Source organism: Coralloluteibacterium thermophilum, assembly GCF_042654365.1.
In the GTDB taxonomy this organism is placed as follows: domain Bacteria; phylum Pseudomonadota; class Gammaproteobacteria; order Xanthomonadales; family Xanthomonadaceae; genus Coralloluteibacterium; species Coralloluteibacterium thermophilum.
In genome coordinates this window covers 87,919-100,834 of the sequence record NZ_JBHSGG010000022.1, presented here as the reverse complement: position 1 = coordinate 100,834, position 12,916 = coordinate 87,919, and the positions used below count along the sequence as shown (strand labels likewise).

11 protein-coding genes, 2 pseudogenes and 1 riboswitch are annotated in these 12,916 nt (G+C 73.5%); of the genes and pseudogenes, 5 read left to right on the top strand and 8 right to left on the bottom strand.

Annotated elements, in window-relative coordinates; genetic code table 11:
• Window positions 1–56 precede the first annotated feature (56 nt).
• From trhA to ACFO3Q_RS08040, 3 genes are all read right to left on the bottom strand, one after another.
• A complete protein-coding gene (trhA, locus tag ACFO3Q_RS08050) occupies window positions 57–707 on the bottom strand; it encodes a PAQR family membrane homeostasis protein TrhA (protein ID WP_377004139.1) in 651 nt (216 codons plus the stop codon).
• 58 nt (window positions 708–765) lie between these two features.
• Window positions 766–990: a hypothetical protein gene (locus tag ACFO3Q_RS08045; RefSeq protein WP_377004136.1), complete on the bottom strand. Its 225-nt coding sequence runs from the start codon at window positions 988–990 to the stop codon at window positions 766–768.
• 78 nt (window positions 991–1,068) lie between these two features.
• Window positions 1,069–2,673: a peptide chain release factor 3 gene (locus ACFO3Q_RS08040; protein ID WP_377004135.1), complete on the bottom strand. Its 1,605-nt coding sequence runs from the start codon at window positions 2,671–2,673 to the stop codon at window positions 1,069–1,071.
• Window positions 2,674–2,900: 227 nt separating this feature from the next.
• Between ACFO3Q_RS08040 and ACFO3Q_RS08035 the strand changes: the two genes are divergently transcribed.
• Entirely contained in the window at window positions 2,901–3,683 is a 783-nt protein-coding gene (locus ACFO3Q_RS08035; RefSeq protein WP_377004134.1) for a DUF1521 domain-containing protein, read from the top strand.
• A 43-nt stretch (window positions 3,684–3,726) separates the two neighbouring features.
• On the opposite strand, the gene ACFO3Q_RS08030 is transcribed toward ACFO3Q_RS08035, so the two are convergent.
• The 3 genes and pseudogenes from ACFO3Q_RS08030 to ACFO3Q_RS08020 all read right to left on the bottom strand — a co-directional run.
• Window positions 3,727–4,551 (bottom strand): M23 family metallopeptidase, encoded by an 825-nt coding sequence (locus tag ACFO3Q_RS08030; RefSeq protein WP_377004133.1) that lies wholly within the window; start codon window positions 4,549–4,551, stop codon window positions 3,727–3,729.
• Between the two features lie 8 nt (window positions 4,552–4,559).
• Window positions 4,560–4,826, bottom strand: a complete 267-nt coding sequence (locus ACFO3Q_RS08025) for a hypothetical protein (protein ID WP_377004137.1) — start codon at window positions 4,824–4,826, stop codon at window positions 4,560–4,562.
• A gap of 186 nt (window positions 4,827–5,012) precedes the next feature.
• Window positions 5,013–5,609, bottom strand: a pseudogene (locus tag ACFO3Q_RS08020) (alpha/beta hydrolase); the annotation flags it as partial.
• Window positions 5,610–5,736: 127 nt separating this feature from the next.
• Window positions 5,737–5,860: riboswitch (SAM riboswitch) on the top strand.
• Window positions 5,861–5,952: 92 nt separating this feature from the next.
• Here ACFO3Q_RS08020 and metX point away from each other — a divergent pair.
• The 4 genes from metX (at window position 5,953) to ACFO3Q_RS08000 (ending at window position 10,561) form a co-directional block, all read left to right on the top strand.
• On the top strand, window positions 5,953–7,011 hold the full coding sequence (gene metX, locus ACFO3Q_RS08015; RefSeq protein WP_377004132.1) for a homoserine O-succinyltransferase MetX: 1,059 nt from the start codon (window positions 5,953–5,955) through the stop codon (window positions 7,009–7,011).
• Window positions 7,008–8,213, top strand: a complete 1,206-nt coding sequence (locus ACFO3Q_RS08010; protein ID WP_377004131.1) for an O-succinylhomoserine (thiol)-lyase — start codon at window positions 7,008–7,010, stop codon at window positions 8,211–8,213. Before metX ends, ACFO3Q_RS08010 begins: the two co-directional genes overlap by 4 nt.
• A complete protein-coding gene (locus ACFO3Q_RS08005; RefSeq protein ID WP_377004130.1) occupies window positions 8,210–9,283 on the top strand; it encodes a homoserine dehydrogenase family protein in 1,074 nt (357 codons plus the stop codon). The genes ACFO3Q_RS08010 and ACFO3Q_RS08005 overlap by 4 nt, the downstream gene beginning before the upstream one ends.
• Before the next feature lie 126 nt (window positions 9,284–9,409).
• On the top strand, window positions 9,410–10,561 hold the full coding sequence (locus ACFO3Q_RS08000) for an SDR family oxidoreductase (protein ID WP_377004129.1): 1,152 nt from the start codon (window positions 9,410–9,412) through the stop codon (window positions 10,559–10,561).
• Between the two features lie 180 nt (window positions 10,562–10,741).
• On the opposite strand, the gene ACFO3Q_RS07995 is transcribed toward ACFO3Q_RS08000, so the two are convergent.
• Together ACFO3Q_RS07995 and ACFO3Q_RS17365 are read right to left on the bottom strand one after the other, a co-directional pair.
• Window positions 10,742–12,373 carry a Na/Pi cotransporter family protein gene (locus ACFO3Q_RS07995; protein ID WP_377004128.1) on the bottom strand — a complete coding sequence of 544 codons (1,632 nt, stop codon included), beginning with the start codon at window positions 12,371–12,373 and terminating at the stop codon, window positions 10,742–10,744.
• A 163-nt stretch (window positions 12,374–12,536) separates the two neighbouring features.
• Window positions 12,537–12,914 (bottom strand): annotated as a pseudogene (locus tag ACFO3Q_RS17365) (response regulator); the annotation flags it as partial.
• Window positions 12,915–12,916: the final 2 nt, after the last annotated feature.

The window sequence follows — 12,916 nt, the reverse complement described above, 5'->3', positions numbered from 1 at the left end:
GGCGACATCAGCTTCCTCCCCCAGTCAGAGGGGAACAACCTCTTGAAACCTCACAGCTAGGCCGGCGTGGCAAGGACCTGGGCGGCCACCGAGACGAAATGGCAGACGCTGCCCGCGAGCACGAACACGTGCCAGATCGCGTGCGCGAACGGCAGCGACTCGCGGTGGTAGAAGACGGTGCCGAGCGTATAGAACACGCCGCCGGCCAGCAGCCAGCCGAAGGTCCATGCGTCGATGGCGCGCAGCAACGGCACGATGGCGACGATCACCAGCCAGCCCATGGCGACGTAGATGGCGGTGGACAGCACCTTGAAGCGGCCGGTGAAGAACAGCTTGAAGACGCAGCCCGCGAGCGCCAGCGTCCAGATCGCCGCGAACAGGCCCCAGCCCCAGGCGCCGCGCAGGCCGACCAGGGTGAAGGGGGTATAGGTGCCCGCGATGAGCAGGTAGATCGCGCAGTGGTCGAAGACCTTGAGCCGTGCCTTGGCGCGCGCGAAGGGGATGGCGTGGTAGAGCGTGGACGCGGTGTAGAGCAGCAGGAGCGCGGTGCCGAACACGATGGCGCCGGCGAGCTGCCAGCCGTCGCCGTAGATGGCCGCGAGCGTGATCAGCACCGCGCCGCCGGCCAGGCTGGCGACCACGCCGAGGCCGTGGGTCAGGGCGCTCGCGATCTCTTCGCGGACGGGAGCCTCGTGCTGGACGCGCATCATGGTTCCGGATTGTGTTGCAGCGGTGCGGCCACCGCAAACGCCGCGCCGCGGAGGATCACGGCGCCGGCGGCAGCTCGGTGCGCAGGGGCGCGGGCGAGACGCCCGCGGCGGGGCAGGCGTCGACCTCGCCCGGCCTGCAGGCGGGCGCAGGGGCGGTGCGCGCGGGCGGCATGGCCGCGTTCGCCGGTTCCGACGGCGCGGTGTCCGCCTGCACGACCGAGATCAGGAGCAGGGCGAGCGCGAGGGTGGCGGCGCTCACGGATACGATGACGTTGCGCATCTCACGGCCTCCAGCCGGGCACCGATGCCCGGGTGCCCGGAGCATCGGGACCGCCGTGTGCAGGAGCGATGAAAAACGTCAGTGTCCGGCCAGCGCCTGGGCGTGCTCGCGGGTGGCCGCGAACTCGAAGTCCGGCCACCGCTCCTGGGTCAGCTGCAGGTTGACCCGCGAGGGGGCCAGGTAGACGAGCTCGCCGGCCGCATCCAGCGCCAGGTTCATCGCGTTCTTCTCGCGGAACTCCTCGCGCTTCTTCTCGCTGCCGCCGCGCACCCAGCGCGCGGTGGCCACCTGCACCGGCTCGAAGCTCGCGTCCACGCCGTATTCGTCGCGCAGGCGGTAGGCGACCACGTCGAACTGCAGCACGCCCACCGCGCCGAGGATCAGGTCGTTCGACATCAGCGGACGGAAGAATTGCGTGGCGCCTTCCTCGGAGAGCTGGGCGAGGCCCTTCTGCAGTTGCTTGAGCTTGAGCGGGTCGCGCAGCCGCGCGCGGCGGAACAGTTCCGGCGCGAAGTTGGGGATGCCGGTGAAGGCCAGCGCCTCGCCCGCGGTGAAGGTGTCGCCGATGGAGATCGTGCCGTGGTTGTGCAGGCCGATGACGTCGCCCGGCCAGGCGGTATCGGCGATCTCGCGGTCCGAGGCCATGAAGGTCAGCGCGTTGGCGAGCTTGACCTCCTTGCCCGAGCGCACGTGGAAGGCCTTCATGCCGGCGCTGTAGTGCCCCGAGCAGATCCGCATGAAGGCCACGCGGTCGCGGTGCTGCGGGTCCATGTTGGCCTGGATCTTGAACACGAAGCCGCTGAAGGTCTCCTCCCGGGGCGACACCGTGCGGGTGGTGGTGGCGTGCTCCTTGGGCGCGGGGGCGTGCTCGACGAAGAAGTCGAGCAGGGGCTGCACGCCGAAGTTGTTGACCGCCGAGCCGAAGAACACCGGCGTCTGCCGGCCGGCGAGGTAGGCGTCCTTGTCGAAGGGATGGCTGGCGCCCTGGACCAGCTCCAGCTCGTCGCGCAGCTCGGCCAGCATCTGCGCGCCGATGCGCGCCTCCAGGCCGGGGTCGTCCAGCGACGGGAAGATGGTCGAGTCCTGGCGGGTGAAGTTGCGGCCCTGCTCGTACAGGTGCACCTCGCCGCTGACGAGGTGGACCACGCCCTTGAGGCGCTGGCCCATGCCGATCGGCCAGGTGATCGGCGCGCACTGGATGCCGAGCACCGACTCGACCTCGTCGAGCAGTTCGATCGGCTCGCGGCCCTCGCGGTCGAGCTTGTTGACGAAGCTCATGATCGGCGTGTCGCGCAGGCGGCACACCTCCATCAGCTTGATGGTGCGCTCCTCCACGCCCTTGGCCACGTCGATGACCATCAGCGCCGAATCCACCGCCGTCAGCACGCGGTAGGTGTCCTCGCCGAAGTCGGCGTGGCCCGGGGTGTCGAGCAGGTTGACGATGCGGCCCTCGTAGGGGAACTGCATCACCGAGCTGGTGACCGAGATGCCGCGCTCCTTCTCCAGCGCCATCCAGTCGGAGGTGGCATGCCGCGCGGCCTTGCGCCCCTTGACCGAGCCGGCCATCTGGATCGCCCCGCCGAACAGCAGCAGCTTCTCGGTCAGCGTGGTCTTGCCGGCGTCCGGGTGCGAGATGATCGCGAAGGTGCGGCGGCGCGCGGCTTCAGTGCTGTGGTCGGGCATGGCGATGCCGCCGGGGGGCGGCGGGGATGTCGGAGGGGAAGCGGGCGATTATAGCCGGTGGGGTGGCCCGGGATGGGGCAAGGGCGGAGCGCGGAGAACGGGCGAGGCAGGGAGCGGGCCGGCTGTCCTAGGGGGCACCCCAGCTAGGGCGTGTCCCGGCTGGTACGGGTCGTTGGGCGGGAGTTCACTTCCGTCACCACCGAAGGCCGACGAGCCAGGGGACGACCATGAACATCACCGACGCCCGCATCTCCATCGACATCCGCGTCAACTACGACGCCCCGCAGCGCGCCGAGGGTCCGACCACCGCGCGTACCCCGGACGGCAACGTCCGCTTCGAGAACGACAACTACAAGATCGACGTGACCGACGACGGCACCGTGCACGTGTTCAACAAGAACACCGGCGAGGACTATCGCGTCTGGGGCGATCCGCACGTCGCGGTCGACGGCAAGCAGGCCTTCGACTTCTATGGCGACACGACCTTCATGCTCGACGACGGCACCAAGGTCACCATCCAGACCAAGCCGCACCCGAGCAACGGCACCACCTACGCGTCGCGCGTGACCATCACCGACGGTGCGAGCGGGCAGAGCACGCAGATCTCCGGCGTCGATCCCTTCGTGCGCGGCGATCTGGAGTTCACCGAGTACAAGCTGCTCGGCGGCCTGGTCGATGCGATGGTGGACGACGGCAACGTGATCTACGAGAACCCGTTCGGCGCGGGTTTCATCGGCATCGACGCCAACGGCAGGATGTCGGTCGTCGACCAGGCCTTCATCAATGGCACCGACCACATCCTGACCGGGAAGCAGGTCGGAAGCACCATCCCCGAGGGCCTGCAGGGCGCCCTGCAGCCGTTCGCGAACATGATCTCGCTGTTCTCGGGCCTGATCGGGATCGCCTTCGCCGGCGCCCTCGCAGACAGCGGTCGCAGCGAGCGGTCCGACCTGACCTACGGGCTGCCCCCGCAGTTCTCCTTCACCCTGAGCGCCTCGTTCGGCTACTAGGCGCGACGCCAGCCGGGCGCGGACCTGCGTGCCGCGCCCGCGCTCATTCCTCCACCACCTCGAAGCCACGCATCCGGAACGGCAGCGACACCAGCCGCAGCCCGCGGTTGACCTGCACGGCGAAGTGCAGGTGCGGGCCGGACGAGTACCCGGTGTCGCCCGACAGGCCGAGGACGCTGCCGGCGGCGACATGGTCGCCCGGCCCGACGCGGATCCCGTCGGGCGCGAGGTGCGCGTACAGCGCCATGCTGCCGTCGTCGTGCAGCACCCGCACGATGTTGGCGCGCGAGGCGAGGGCGGGGTCGAGCCCCGCTTCGTGGAAGCCGCTCTCGACCTGGACCACCCGGCCGTCGCGGGCGGCGCGCACGGGCGTGCCCGGAGGCAGGGCGAAGTCGATGGCGTAGCGCGCCTCGTCCGTCCCGTGGCTGAAGGCGCCGTGCCAGCCCTGCGCGATCCGCACCGGGCCCTCGAAGGGCCGGAGGTACTCCACGTCGACCGGCGCGGCGTCCGGGGTGCCGGGCACCGCCAGCAGGGCGAGCCGATGGCGCGCCGGGCGCCCGCCGTCCGCGGCGGCGAGGCCGGCCACCAGCCGTTCCTCCCCCGCGTGCAGCACCTGGCGGAGCGGCAGCGGCGGCAGGCTGCGCATGTTCTCCGCCTGCGCGAAGCCGAGCTCGATCTCGATCGGCCCCGCGGTGAGGTTGCGCACGTGGACGTCGAACTGCCCGTCCCGTTGCACCGTGCGCAGGCGGGCGACCGCGGGCGCGTCGGGCGCCGGCGCGAGGGCGACGCGCGTCCCGACGCCGGCGGCGGGCGACGGGCCGGGCAGGGCGGCGAGCCCCAGAGCGAGGAGGAGCGGGCGGAACGGCATCCGGGGGATTATGCGGGCCCGGCCCGTCCGGCGGTCCATGCGCCACGGTCGGCATAGACGGCGGCGTAGCGGTCGTGGGCGTGGCGGCTGATGTAGGTGCTCAGGCCGCGCCCGCCGCGCGCCAGGGCGCGCATCCGCGCGATGCGGTGGGCGCCGGCGCTCCCGTGGGTGTAGAGGTAGACCGCACCGCTGCGGAACTCGACGGCGATGCCGCGCGGGACGAGCGCATAGGCGCGCACGCCGCTGTCGCCGTGCAGTGCGCCGTAGCGGGTCATGGGCTGGCTCATGGCGCGCGCGAGCGCCAGGGCCTCGCGCATCGCCGCGGGCAGCACGGAATGGTGCCCCTCGCCCTCGATGAGCGCGAAGCGTGCGGGGACGCCGCGACCGGCGAGCAGGGCCGCGAAGGCGGCGGCGTTGTCCACCATGTGGCGTTCGCCGAGCGTCGCGGCATGCGCGTCGCCGGCCACCTCGGGGGGCTTCTCCGGCCCAGCGGCCTGCTCGCCCGCGCCCACGGTCACGAGCACGCGCGCCTGCGCGGCGGACGACCAGTCGTGCCGCTCCGCGGCGGCGAGGATGGCGGCCTCGTCCCACCAGATGGACGGGCTCGCGGCGACGTAGCGCTGCACGAGGTCCGGCCGGGCCATCAGCGCATGCAGCACGAACAGGCCGCTGAGCGAGTGGCCGACCAGCGTCTGCCGTGCGGAGTCCACGGGCAGCGTGCGGCGCAGGGTCGGGAGCAGGTCGCCGGCGAGGAGGTCGAGGAAGTCCTGCGCGGCCCCGTCGCCGTGCCACTCCCCCGGCACCGGGTGCCGTGCCGGCAGGGTGAAGTCGCGCCGGCGCAGGTCCGGATCGACGCCGCCGGGCCGGTCCCAGTCGATCCCGGCGACGACCACCGCATCGTCGCCGCGCTCGTGGATGGCCTGCTGCAGGGGCGCCCAGGTGGTCGGCGCGTCGAGCAGCCAGATCGCCGGGAAGCCGCCGTCCTCCGGCTCGCCGGGCGGCAGATGGATGCGGACGACGTAGCCGCACCCGGCTGGACTGGCGAAGTGCTGCTGCATGCGCGCCTCCGTGATGACGGCGGAGCGTGGCCGCCGCTGCGCAACGGCGGCGCAAAGACGGCATCCATCGCAACATCCGCATGAAGCGATTTGACAAACGCGGCGGAGGGGCGCAAGGTGCGCGCCACATCCATCGAGACCGGCTGAGGGACAGGCCCGAAGACGCCGGGGCAACCTCTGCGGTGGCGCAAGCCGCCGTACAAGGTGCCAATTCCTGCGGGGACGCCTCGGCGTCCACCGGAAGATGGGTCGCGCATCGACGCGTGCTCTCGCGTCGGCGTCCGACGAATCGTCCGACACCCGCGGAATGTCCCGGTGGCCCGTCCACAGCGAGGATCCGCCGATGTCCCTGCAGACCCTGACCCCCTTCGCCGAATCGCTCGGCGCGTCCCTGTTCGGCGACGATGCCGCCGATCCGCGCGGCGCGCCCCCGCCGGCCGAACGCCTCGAATTCGACGCCACCCTCGCGCTCCGCCACGGCGGCGCGCACCGCTGCACGCTGCGCGCCGAGCTGGTCGGCCCGGCGGACGCGCCGCTGGTGGTGGTGCTCGGCGGCATCTCGGCCGACCGCCACGTGTGCGCCAGCGACGCCTTCCGGGCGCCGGGCTGGTGGGATCTCCAGGTGGGCGAGGGCCGCACCATCGACACCCGGCGCCTGCGCGTGCTCTCGTTCGACTGGCTGGGCGCCGACGGAACGCTCGACCTGCCGCTCGACACGGCCGACCAGGCCGACACCCTTGCGGCGGTCCTGGACCGCCTCGGCATCGCGCGGGCGGACGCCCTGGTCGGCTGCTCCTACGGCGCGATGGTCGGCCTGCAGTTCGCCGCCCGGCACGCTGCCCGCCTGGGCTGCCTGGTCGCGCTCTCCGGCGCGCACCGGCCGCATCCCTACGCGAGCGCCTGGCGCGCCATCCAGCGCAAGATCGTGGCCCTCGGCCAGCTGCAGTGCGCGGAGGACCAGGGCCTGGCCCTGGCCCGGCAGCTCGCCATGCTGAGCTACCGCTCGCCCGAGGAGTTCGCCGAGCGTTTCGCCGCCGGGACCGTGCTCGACGGCGGCGCCGCCCGCGTCGGTGCGGAGGACTACCTCGACGCCTGCGGCGCACGCTATGCGCAGAAGTGGTCGGCCACGGCCTTCCTGCGCCTGTCCGAGTCGATCGACCTGCATCGCGTCGAGCCGGCGGCGATCCGGGTGCCGCTCAGCGTGCTCGCGGTCGAGGGCGACGTGCTGGCGCCGCCGGAGGACATCTACACCCTCGCCGAGGGCTGCGCCGCGGACTGCCGCGTGCGCGTGCTGCGGTCCAGGTACGGCCACGACGCCTTCCTCAAGGAGTACGCGCCGGTCGCCCGATTGATCGGTGACGCGCTCGAACACCTGCGCGACGAAGAAGGCGTGCCGGCATGACTCTCCGCGAGCCCGCCTGTCGTCCCGCCACCGCCGCCGTGCGCGCCGGCATCGACCGCGACGCGGCCTTCGGCGCGGTGACGCCGCCGGTCGTGCTGTCCTCCAACTTCAGCTTCGACGGCTTCGGCAACAAGCGCCGCTACGACTACACGCGCAGCGGCAACCCGACGCGCGACCTGCTCGCCGAGGCGCTGGCGGAACTGGAGGGCGGCGCGGGCGCGGTGGTCACCGCGACAGGCATGGCCGCCATCGCGCTGGCGCTGACCGCGCTGCTGTCGCCGGGCGACCGCGTGGTGGTGCCGCACGATGCCTACGGCGGAAGCTGGCGCCTGTTCGACGCGCTCGCGCGCAAGGGCCATTTCGAGCTGGTCACCTGCGACCTCACCGACCCGCGCGCGCTCGCGGCGGCGCTGGCGCGCTCGCCGCGCGTGGTGCTGGTGGAGACACCCTCCAACCCGCTGCTGCGGATCACCGACCTGCGCTTCGTGATCGCCGCTGCGCAGCGCGCGGGTGCGCTGGCCGTGGTCGACAACACCTTCCTGTCGCCGGCCCTGCAGCGGCCCATCGACTTCGGCGCCGATCTCGTCCTGCATTCGACCACCAAGTACATCAACGGGCACAGCGACGTGGTCGGCGGCGCGGCGATCGCGCGCGACGCCGCCCTGCACGCGGAACTCGCGTGGTGGGCGAACGCACTGGGCATCACCGGCTCGCCCTTCGACAGCTTCCTGACCCTGCGCGGCCTGCGCACCCTCGATGCGCGCCTGCGCGTGCACCAGGAGAACGCCGCCGCGGTCGCGGCGCTGCTCGACGGCCATCCGGCGGTGGCGCGCGTGCACTATCCGGGCCTGCCCTCCCATCCCGGCCATCTCCTGGCCCAGCGCCAGCAGCGCGGCTTCGGCGCCATGCTGAGCGTGGAGCTGCACGGCGGGGAGCCGGCGGTGCGTGCCTTCATCGACGGCCTCCGCCACTTCACGCTGGCCGAGTCCCTCGGTGGCGTCGAGAGCCTGATCGCCCATCCCGCCTCGATGACGCACGCGGCCATGAGCCCGGAGGCGCGCGCCACGGCCGGCATCGGCGACGGCCTGCTGCGCCTGTCGGTCGGCATCGAGGCGGCCGAGGACCTGCTGGCCGACATCGAGGGCGCGCTGCGGGCGGCCGAGGTCGCCGCCGGCGTCGTGCGGCGCGGGGCCGACGCATGAGCGCGCTCCGCGCGGCGGCGGTCGAGGCCGCGCCGCGGCGGCTCGCCGTGCTGGGCACCGGCGTGGTCGGCAGCGCCTTCGTCGCGCGCTACGCGCGGCTGCGCGCAGCGGGCGTCGCGCTCCCCGCGCTGTCCTGGCTGGCGAACTCGCGCCACTGCAGCAGGGTGGACCGGGCGGACGCCGCGGGCGAGGCGCTCGCCGCCGCCTGCGCATCCGGCGCACGCGGCGACGGTGCGCTGCACTGGCTCGCCCACGACGACCTCGGCGCGGGCGACGTGGTCGTGGATGCGACCGCCAGCGACGCGGTCGCGGCCCGCCACGGCCTCTGGCTGCGGCGCGGCGTGGACGTGGTGACCGCCAACAAGCTGGGGCAGGGGGCGGCGCTGGCGCGGGCGGACGAGATCCGCGCGGCGCAGGCCGTCGCCGGCGCGCGCTACGGCGACGGCGCGACCGTGGGCGCGGGCCTGCCGCTCTTGTCGAGCCTGCGCGCGCTCGTGGCGGGCGGCGACCGCATCCACGCCGTCGAGGGCATCCTCTCGGGCTCGCTGGCGTGGCTGTTCAACGGCTACGACGGCAGCCGGCCGTTCTCGGAGCGGCTGCGGCTCGCGCGGGAGCAGGGCTACACCGAGCCCGATCCGCGGGTCGACCTGTCCGGCGAGGACGTGCGCCGCAAGCTGCTGATCCTGGCGCGTGCGGCCGGTTGGGCGCTGGAGGCCGATGCGGTGTCGGTCGCCTCGCTGCTGCCGCGCGCGCTGGCGCAGGCGGCGGTGGCGCGGGACGGCGACTGGCGCGAACTGGATGCGCCACTGGCCGACCGGCTGGCCGAGGCGCGCGCGGCCGGCGGCAGCCTGCAGGTGGTCGGGCGCCTGGACCACGATGGCGCCAGCGTCGCACTACGGGTCCTGCCGGCGGGGCATGCGCTCGCGGGCGGTCGAGGGACCGACAACCGCGTGGCGATCTGGTCGGACCGCTACAGCGCGCAGCCGCTGGTGATCCAGGGTCCCGGCGCGGGCGCCGAGGTCACCGCCGCCGCCCTGCTGGACGACGTGCTCGCGCTGCACCGCGCCTGACGCGGGGATCGCGCCTCGCCGCCCGCGACCCGTCCTTTCACCCACTCCTCGCGCGGGGCGAACACGTCTCCTTGGCACCGCCGTCCGCACCATCGGCGATCCTGTTCGGCGGTGCGGAGACGGCCCATGCACGACACACCCATAGACCTTCCGGTGGTGGTGATCACCGGCGCATCGAGCGGCATCGGGCGCGCGACCGCGCTGCAGTTCGCGAAGCGGGGCGCGCGCCTGGTGCTGGCGGCGCGCGACGCCGAGGCGCTGGAAACGCTGGTGCACCTCTGCGACACCTACGGGACCCGCGCGCTCGCCGTGCCCACCGACGTGACCGACGCGGAGGCGGTCGCCCGGCTGGCGCATGCGGCGGTCGAGTTCGGCGGTGCCATCGATGTCTGGGTCAACAACGCGGGCGTGGGCGCCGTGGGCGCCTTCGACGAGGTGCCCCTGGCCGCCCACGAGCAGGTGATCGACACCGACCTGCTCGGCTACGTGCGCGGGGCGCACGCGGTGCTGCCGCACTTCCGCGCCCAGGGGCGGGGCGTGCTGATCAACGTGCTCTCGCTCGGCAGCTGGGTGGGGCAGCCCTTCGCCGCGTCGTACAGCGCGGCCAAGTTCGGGCTGCGCGGCTTCAGCGAGGCGCTGCGCGGCGAACTCGCCGACGCGCCGGGCATCCACGTCTGCGACATCTATCCCAGCTTCGTCGACACCCCGGCGTTCGGGACGGGCGCCAACTACAGCGGGCACAAGGTCTCCGCGCCGACCCGCGGGATCGACCCGCGGCGCGTCGCGGAGGCCATCGTCCGGACCAGCCGGCGCCCGCGGCCGGTGACGCCGGTGGGCGTGATGACCCACGTCGCCCGGATGGCGAACGCGCTGGTGCCGGGCTTCACGCTGCTCTCGGGCCGCATCACCCGGCGCGCGCTGGAGCGGCAGCCGATGGCGGAGCCGACCGACGGCAACCTGTTCGAGTCCGCCGGCGGCCTGCGCCAGATCGACGGTGGCAACCGGCGTGGCGGCAACGGCGGGCAGGGCATGGCGATCGCGCTCGGGGTCGTCGGTGTCGCTGCGGTGGCGGGGCTGGTGTGGTGGTCGCGGCATCGGGCCGCATCGAAATCCCATCCGCGGATCCCGCACCTGGGGCGCGCCGATCTCGACCGCGCGGTGCACGCCCTGGCGGGTACGCGCGTGGTGCGGGAGGTGCGCCAGCGGCTCGCACCCGAGCCGCGCTGGAAGCGCGAGCTGCACGCGCTGCAGGCGCGCCTGCCGCTGATCGGACGCTAGAGCGTGTTGTGCCCTTCGAGATGAGATGCGGAGGGAAGCGGCCTGGGGCACGCCGAGACGGCGTTGCGCGCCTTGCCCAAGCGGCCGGCCTGCGCTGCGGCGCGCGCCTTGTCCCGGTGCACCCCAGGCCGCTTCGCACTCACCTCAAAGGGCGCAATACGCTCTGGACCCTGCGCGCGCTCAGGCCGTGCCCGGGGCGGGCACGCCGCCGTCGTCGGCGGCGCGCTCCAGGGTGGCCAGGCAGTGCGCCGCCTTGCGCGCCTGGTCGAGGATGCGGCGGAGGAAGCTCGCGCGGTCGAGGATCCGGACCAGGGTCGCCGGGCCCAGCTCGCCGCGGCCGCCCGCGCGCAGCAGCGTGGCCTTGATCTCCTGGTAGGCGGCCTCGAAGCCCGCGCTGGCGGCGTCGAGCGCGGCGAGGTCGAGCGTGCCGCTGCGCGGTTGGCTGGCGTCCAGCACCGCCTGTCCGTCGCGATGGAGCCGGTCCACCAGCGCCTGCTGGTCGGGCGGAAGATCCGCCGCGAGCCGCGTGCGGCCGAGTTCCTCCGCGCGTTCGGCCATGCCGCGGTAGTACTGGGCCACCCGCACCGCGTTCGGCAGCGCTGCGTCCACCACCGCGTCGCCGCCGCCCGGCACGCTGCCCGCATAGCCGATGACGGCTTCGGCGAGGCGGTCGAGGACGGCCTGTTCCGCCGCGAGGCGCGCGTCGTCGGCCTCGTTGCTGAGGGCGCTGCGCGCCATGCGGTGGGCGATGACGGCGAGCCGGCGCAGTTCCATGTCGAGCGCGTCGAGGGCGAGGCGGGGCGTGCCCAGGACGTGGCGGTCGAGATGGCGGGGCTGTCCCTCGTCCGCCTCGCCGCGGGCGAAGCGCCCGCCGAGCCAGGCGACGAGGCGGTCGGTGAAGGGCCAGATCAGCGCCAGTCCCAGCAGCGCGCTGAGGGTGTGGAAGATCGCCAGCACCGTCGCCGGCTGCGTCTCCAGGCCGAGGTGGGCGGCGGTCCAGCGCGACGCCTCCAGCAGCAGGGGCAGCATGGGCAGCGCCGCGGCCGCGGTCAGCAGGCTGAAGGCGACGTGCGCGGCGGCCGCCCGGCGTGCGTCGGGCGTCGCGCCGATGACGGCGAACAGCGCGGTCGAGGTCGTGCCGACCTTGGCACCGACCACCATCGCCGCGGCCGCGGTCAGCGGCACGAGCCCACCGGCGGCTGCGGTCAGGGTGACCGCGAGGGTCGCGCTGGACGATTGCATCAGCACCGTGAGCACGCCGCCCACCGCCGCGAACAGCAGGATGCCCCAGAGGCCCCTGGTGGGCAGGGCGTCCAGCCCGACCTCGGTCCCGATGCCGGCGAAGCTGCCCTTGAGCGCATCCAGCCCGAGGAAGAAGATGCCGAAGCCGACCAGCGCCTGGCCCAGGGCCGCGCGGCGGCCGCCGCCGAGGATCCAGAGGCCCATGCCGAGCGCCACTGCCGGCATCGCGAGGACCTGCAGGTCCACGTTGAAGCCGACCAGGGCCACGATCCACGAGGTGAGGGTGGTGCCGACGTTGGCGCCGAACACCACGCCCACCGCCTGCGCAAGGTTCATCAGCCCCGCGTTGACGAAGCCGATGGTGGCGAAGATCACCGCGCTGGAGGACTGCACGAGCGCGGTGATCAGCACGCCCGAGGCCACGCCGCGCGCACGGCTGGCGGTGGCCGCGCTGAGCAGGCCGCGCAGGGCCGGGCCGGCGGCGACCTTGAGGCCATCGCTCATCAGGCGCATGCCCAGCAGGAACAGGCCGACGCCGCCGGCGAAGTGGAGCAGGGCGTCCGGGCTCATCGGGATGCAGCGCAGGCCGGAGGCACGGAGGCCGGTGACGTGCCGGATCGGTCCGGCGCCGCAGGGCCGATCCGGCCGGTGTCCGGCGTTCGTGGCGGGGGCGCGACAGGGCGCGCGCGTTCCTGCACCGGGAGGAAGGGCACGTGCGTCGGAAGCCCCTGGCTCAGCCCGCGCCGCCGTGCGCGGCCGCGGCCGGCGCCCGTGCCGGCGCGCGCACGAGGTGCTCCCTGAGCCGTTCCTGCAACTGCTCGTAGGTGTAGGGCTTGTCGAGCACCGGATAGGCCAGCGCGCCGTCCTGCTGGGCGGCGCTGTGGCCGGTGGTGAGCAGGATGGGGACCTCCGGCAGGCGCCGGCGCACGTGGTTGGCGAGCTCGACCCCGTTGATGCCGCCGGGCATGACGATGTCGCTGAACACCAGGTCGACGTGCGGCGTGTGGCGGAGCAGTTGCAGCGCTTCCGCGCCGCTGCGCGCGAGCAGGACCTCGTAGTCCATCATTTCCAGCATGTCGCAAGCGACCTGCGCCAGCGCCGGGTCGTCCTCGA

Bases quoted from the DNA above. Each gene is read 5' to 3' on its own strand.
- ACFO3Q_RS08045 (WP_377004136.1), bottom strand. From the start codon at position 990: ATGCGCAACGTCATCGTATCCGTGAGCGCCGCCACCCTCGCGCTCGCC.
- ACFO3Q_RS08025 (WP_377004137.1), bottom strand. From the start codon at position 4,826: ATGACCCGCTACGGCGCACTGCACGGCGACAGCGGCGTGCGCGCCTAT.
- trhA (WP_377004139.1), bottom strand. From the start codon at position 707: ATGCGCGTCCAGCACGAGGCTCCCGTCCGCGAAGAGATCGCGAGCGCC.
- ACFO3Q_RS08005 (WP_377004130.1), top strand. From the start codon at position 8,210: ATGAGCGCGCTCCGCGCGGCGGCGGTCGAGGCCGCGCCGCGGCGGCTC.
- metX (WP_377004132.1), top strand. From the start codon at position 5,953: ATGTCCCTGCAGACCCTGACCCCCTTCGCCGAATCGCTCGGCGCGTCC.
- ACFO3Q_RS08040 (WP_377004135.1), bottom strand. From the start codon at position 2,673: ATGCCCGACCACAGCACTGAAGCCGCGCGCCGCCGCACCTTCGCGATC.
- ACFO3Q_RS07995 (WP_377004128.1), bottom strand. From the start codon at position 12,373: ATGAGCCCGGACGCCCTGCTCCACTTCGCCGGCGGCGTCGGCCTGTTC.
- ACFO3Q_RS08030 (WP_377004133.1), bottom strand. From the start codon at position 4,551: ATGCCGTTCCGCCCGCTCCTCCTCGCTCTGGGGCTCGCCGCCCTGCCC.
- ACFO3Q_RS08000 (WP_377004129.1), top strand. From the start codon at position 9,410: ATGCACGACACACCCATAGACCTTCCGGTGGTGGTGATCACCGGCGCA.
- ACFO3Q_RS08010 (WP_377004131.1), top strand. From the start codon at position 7,008: ATGACTCTCCGCGAGCCCGCCTGTCGTCCCGCCACCGCCGCCGTGCGC.
- ACFO3Q_RS08035 (WP_377004134.1), top strand. From the start codon at position 2,901: ATGAACATCACCGACGCCCGCATCTCCATCGACATCCGCGTCAACTAC.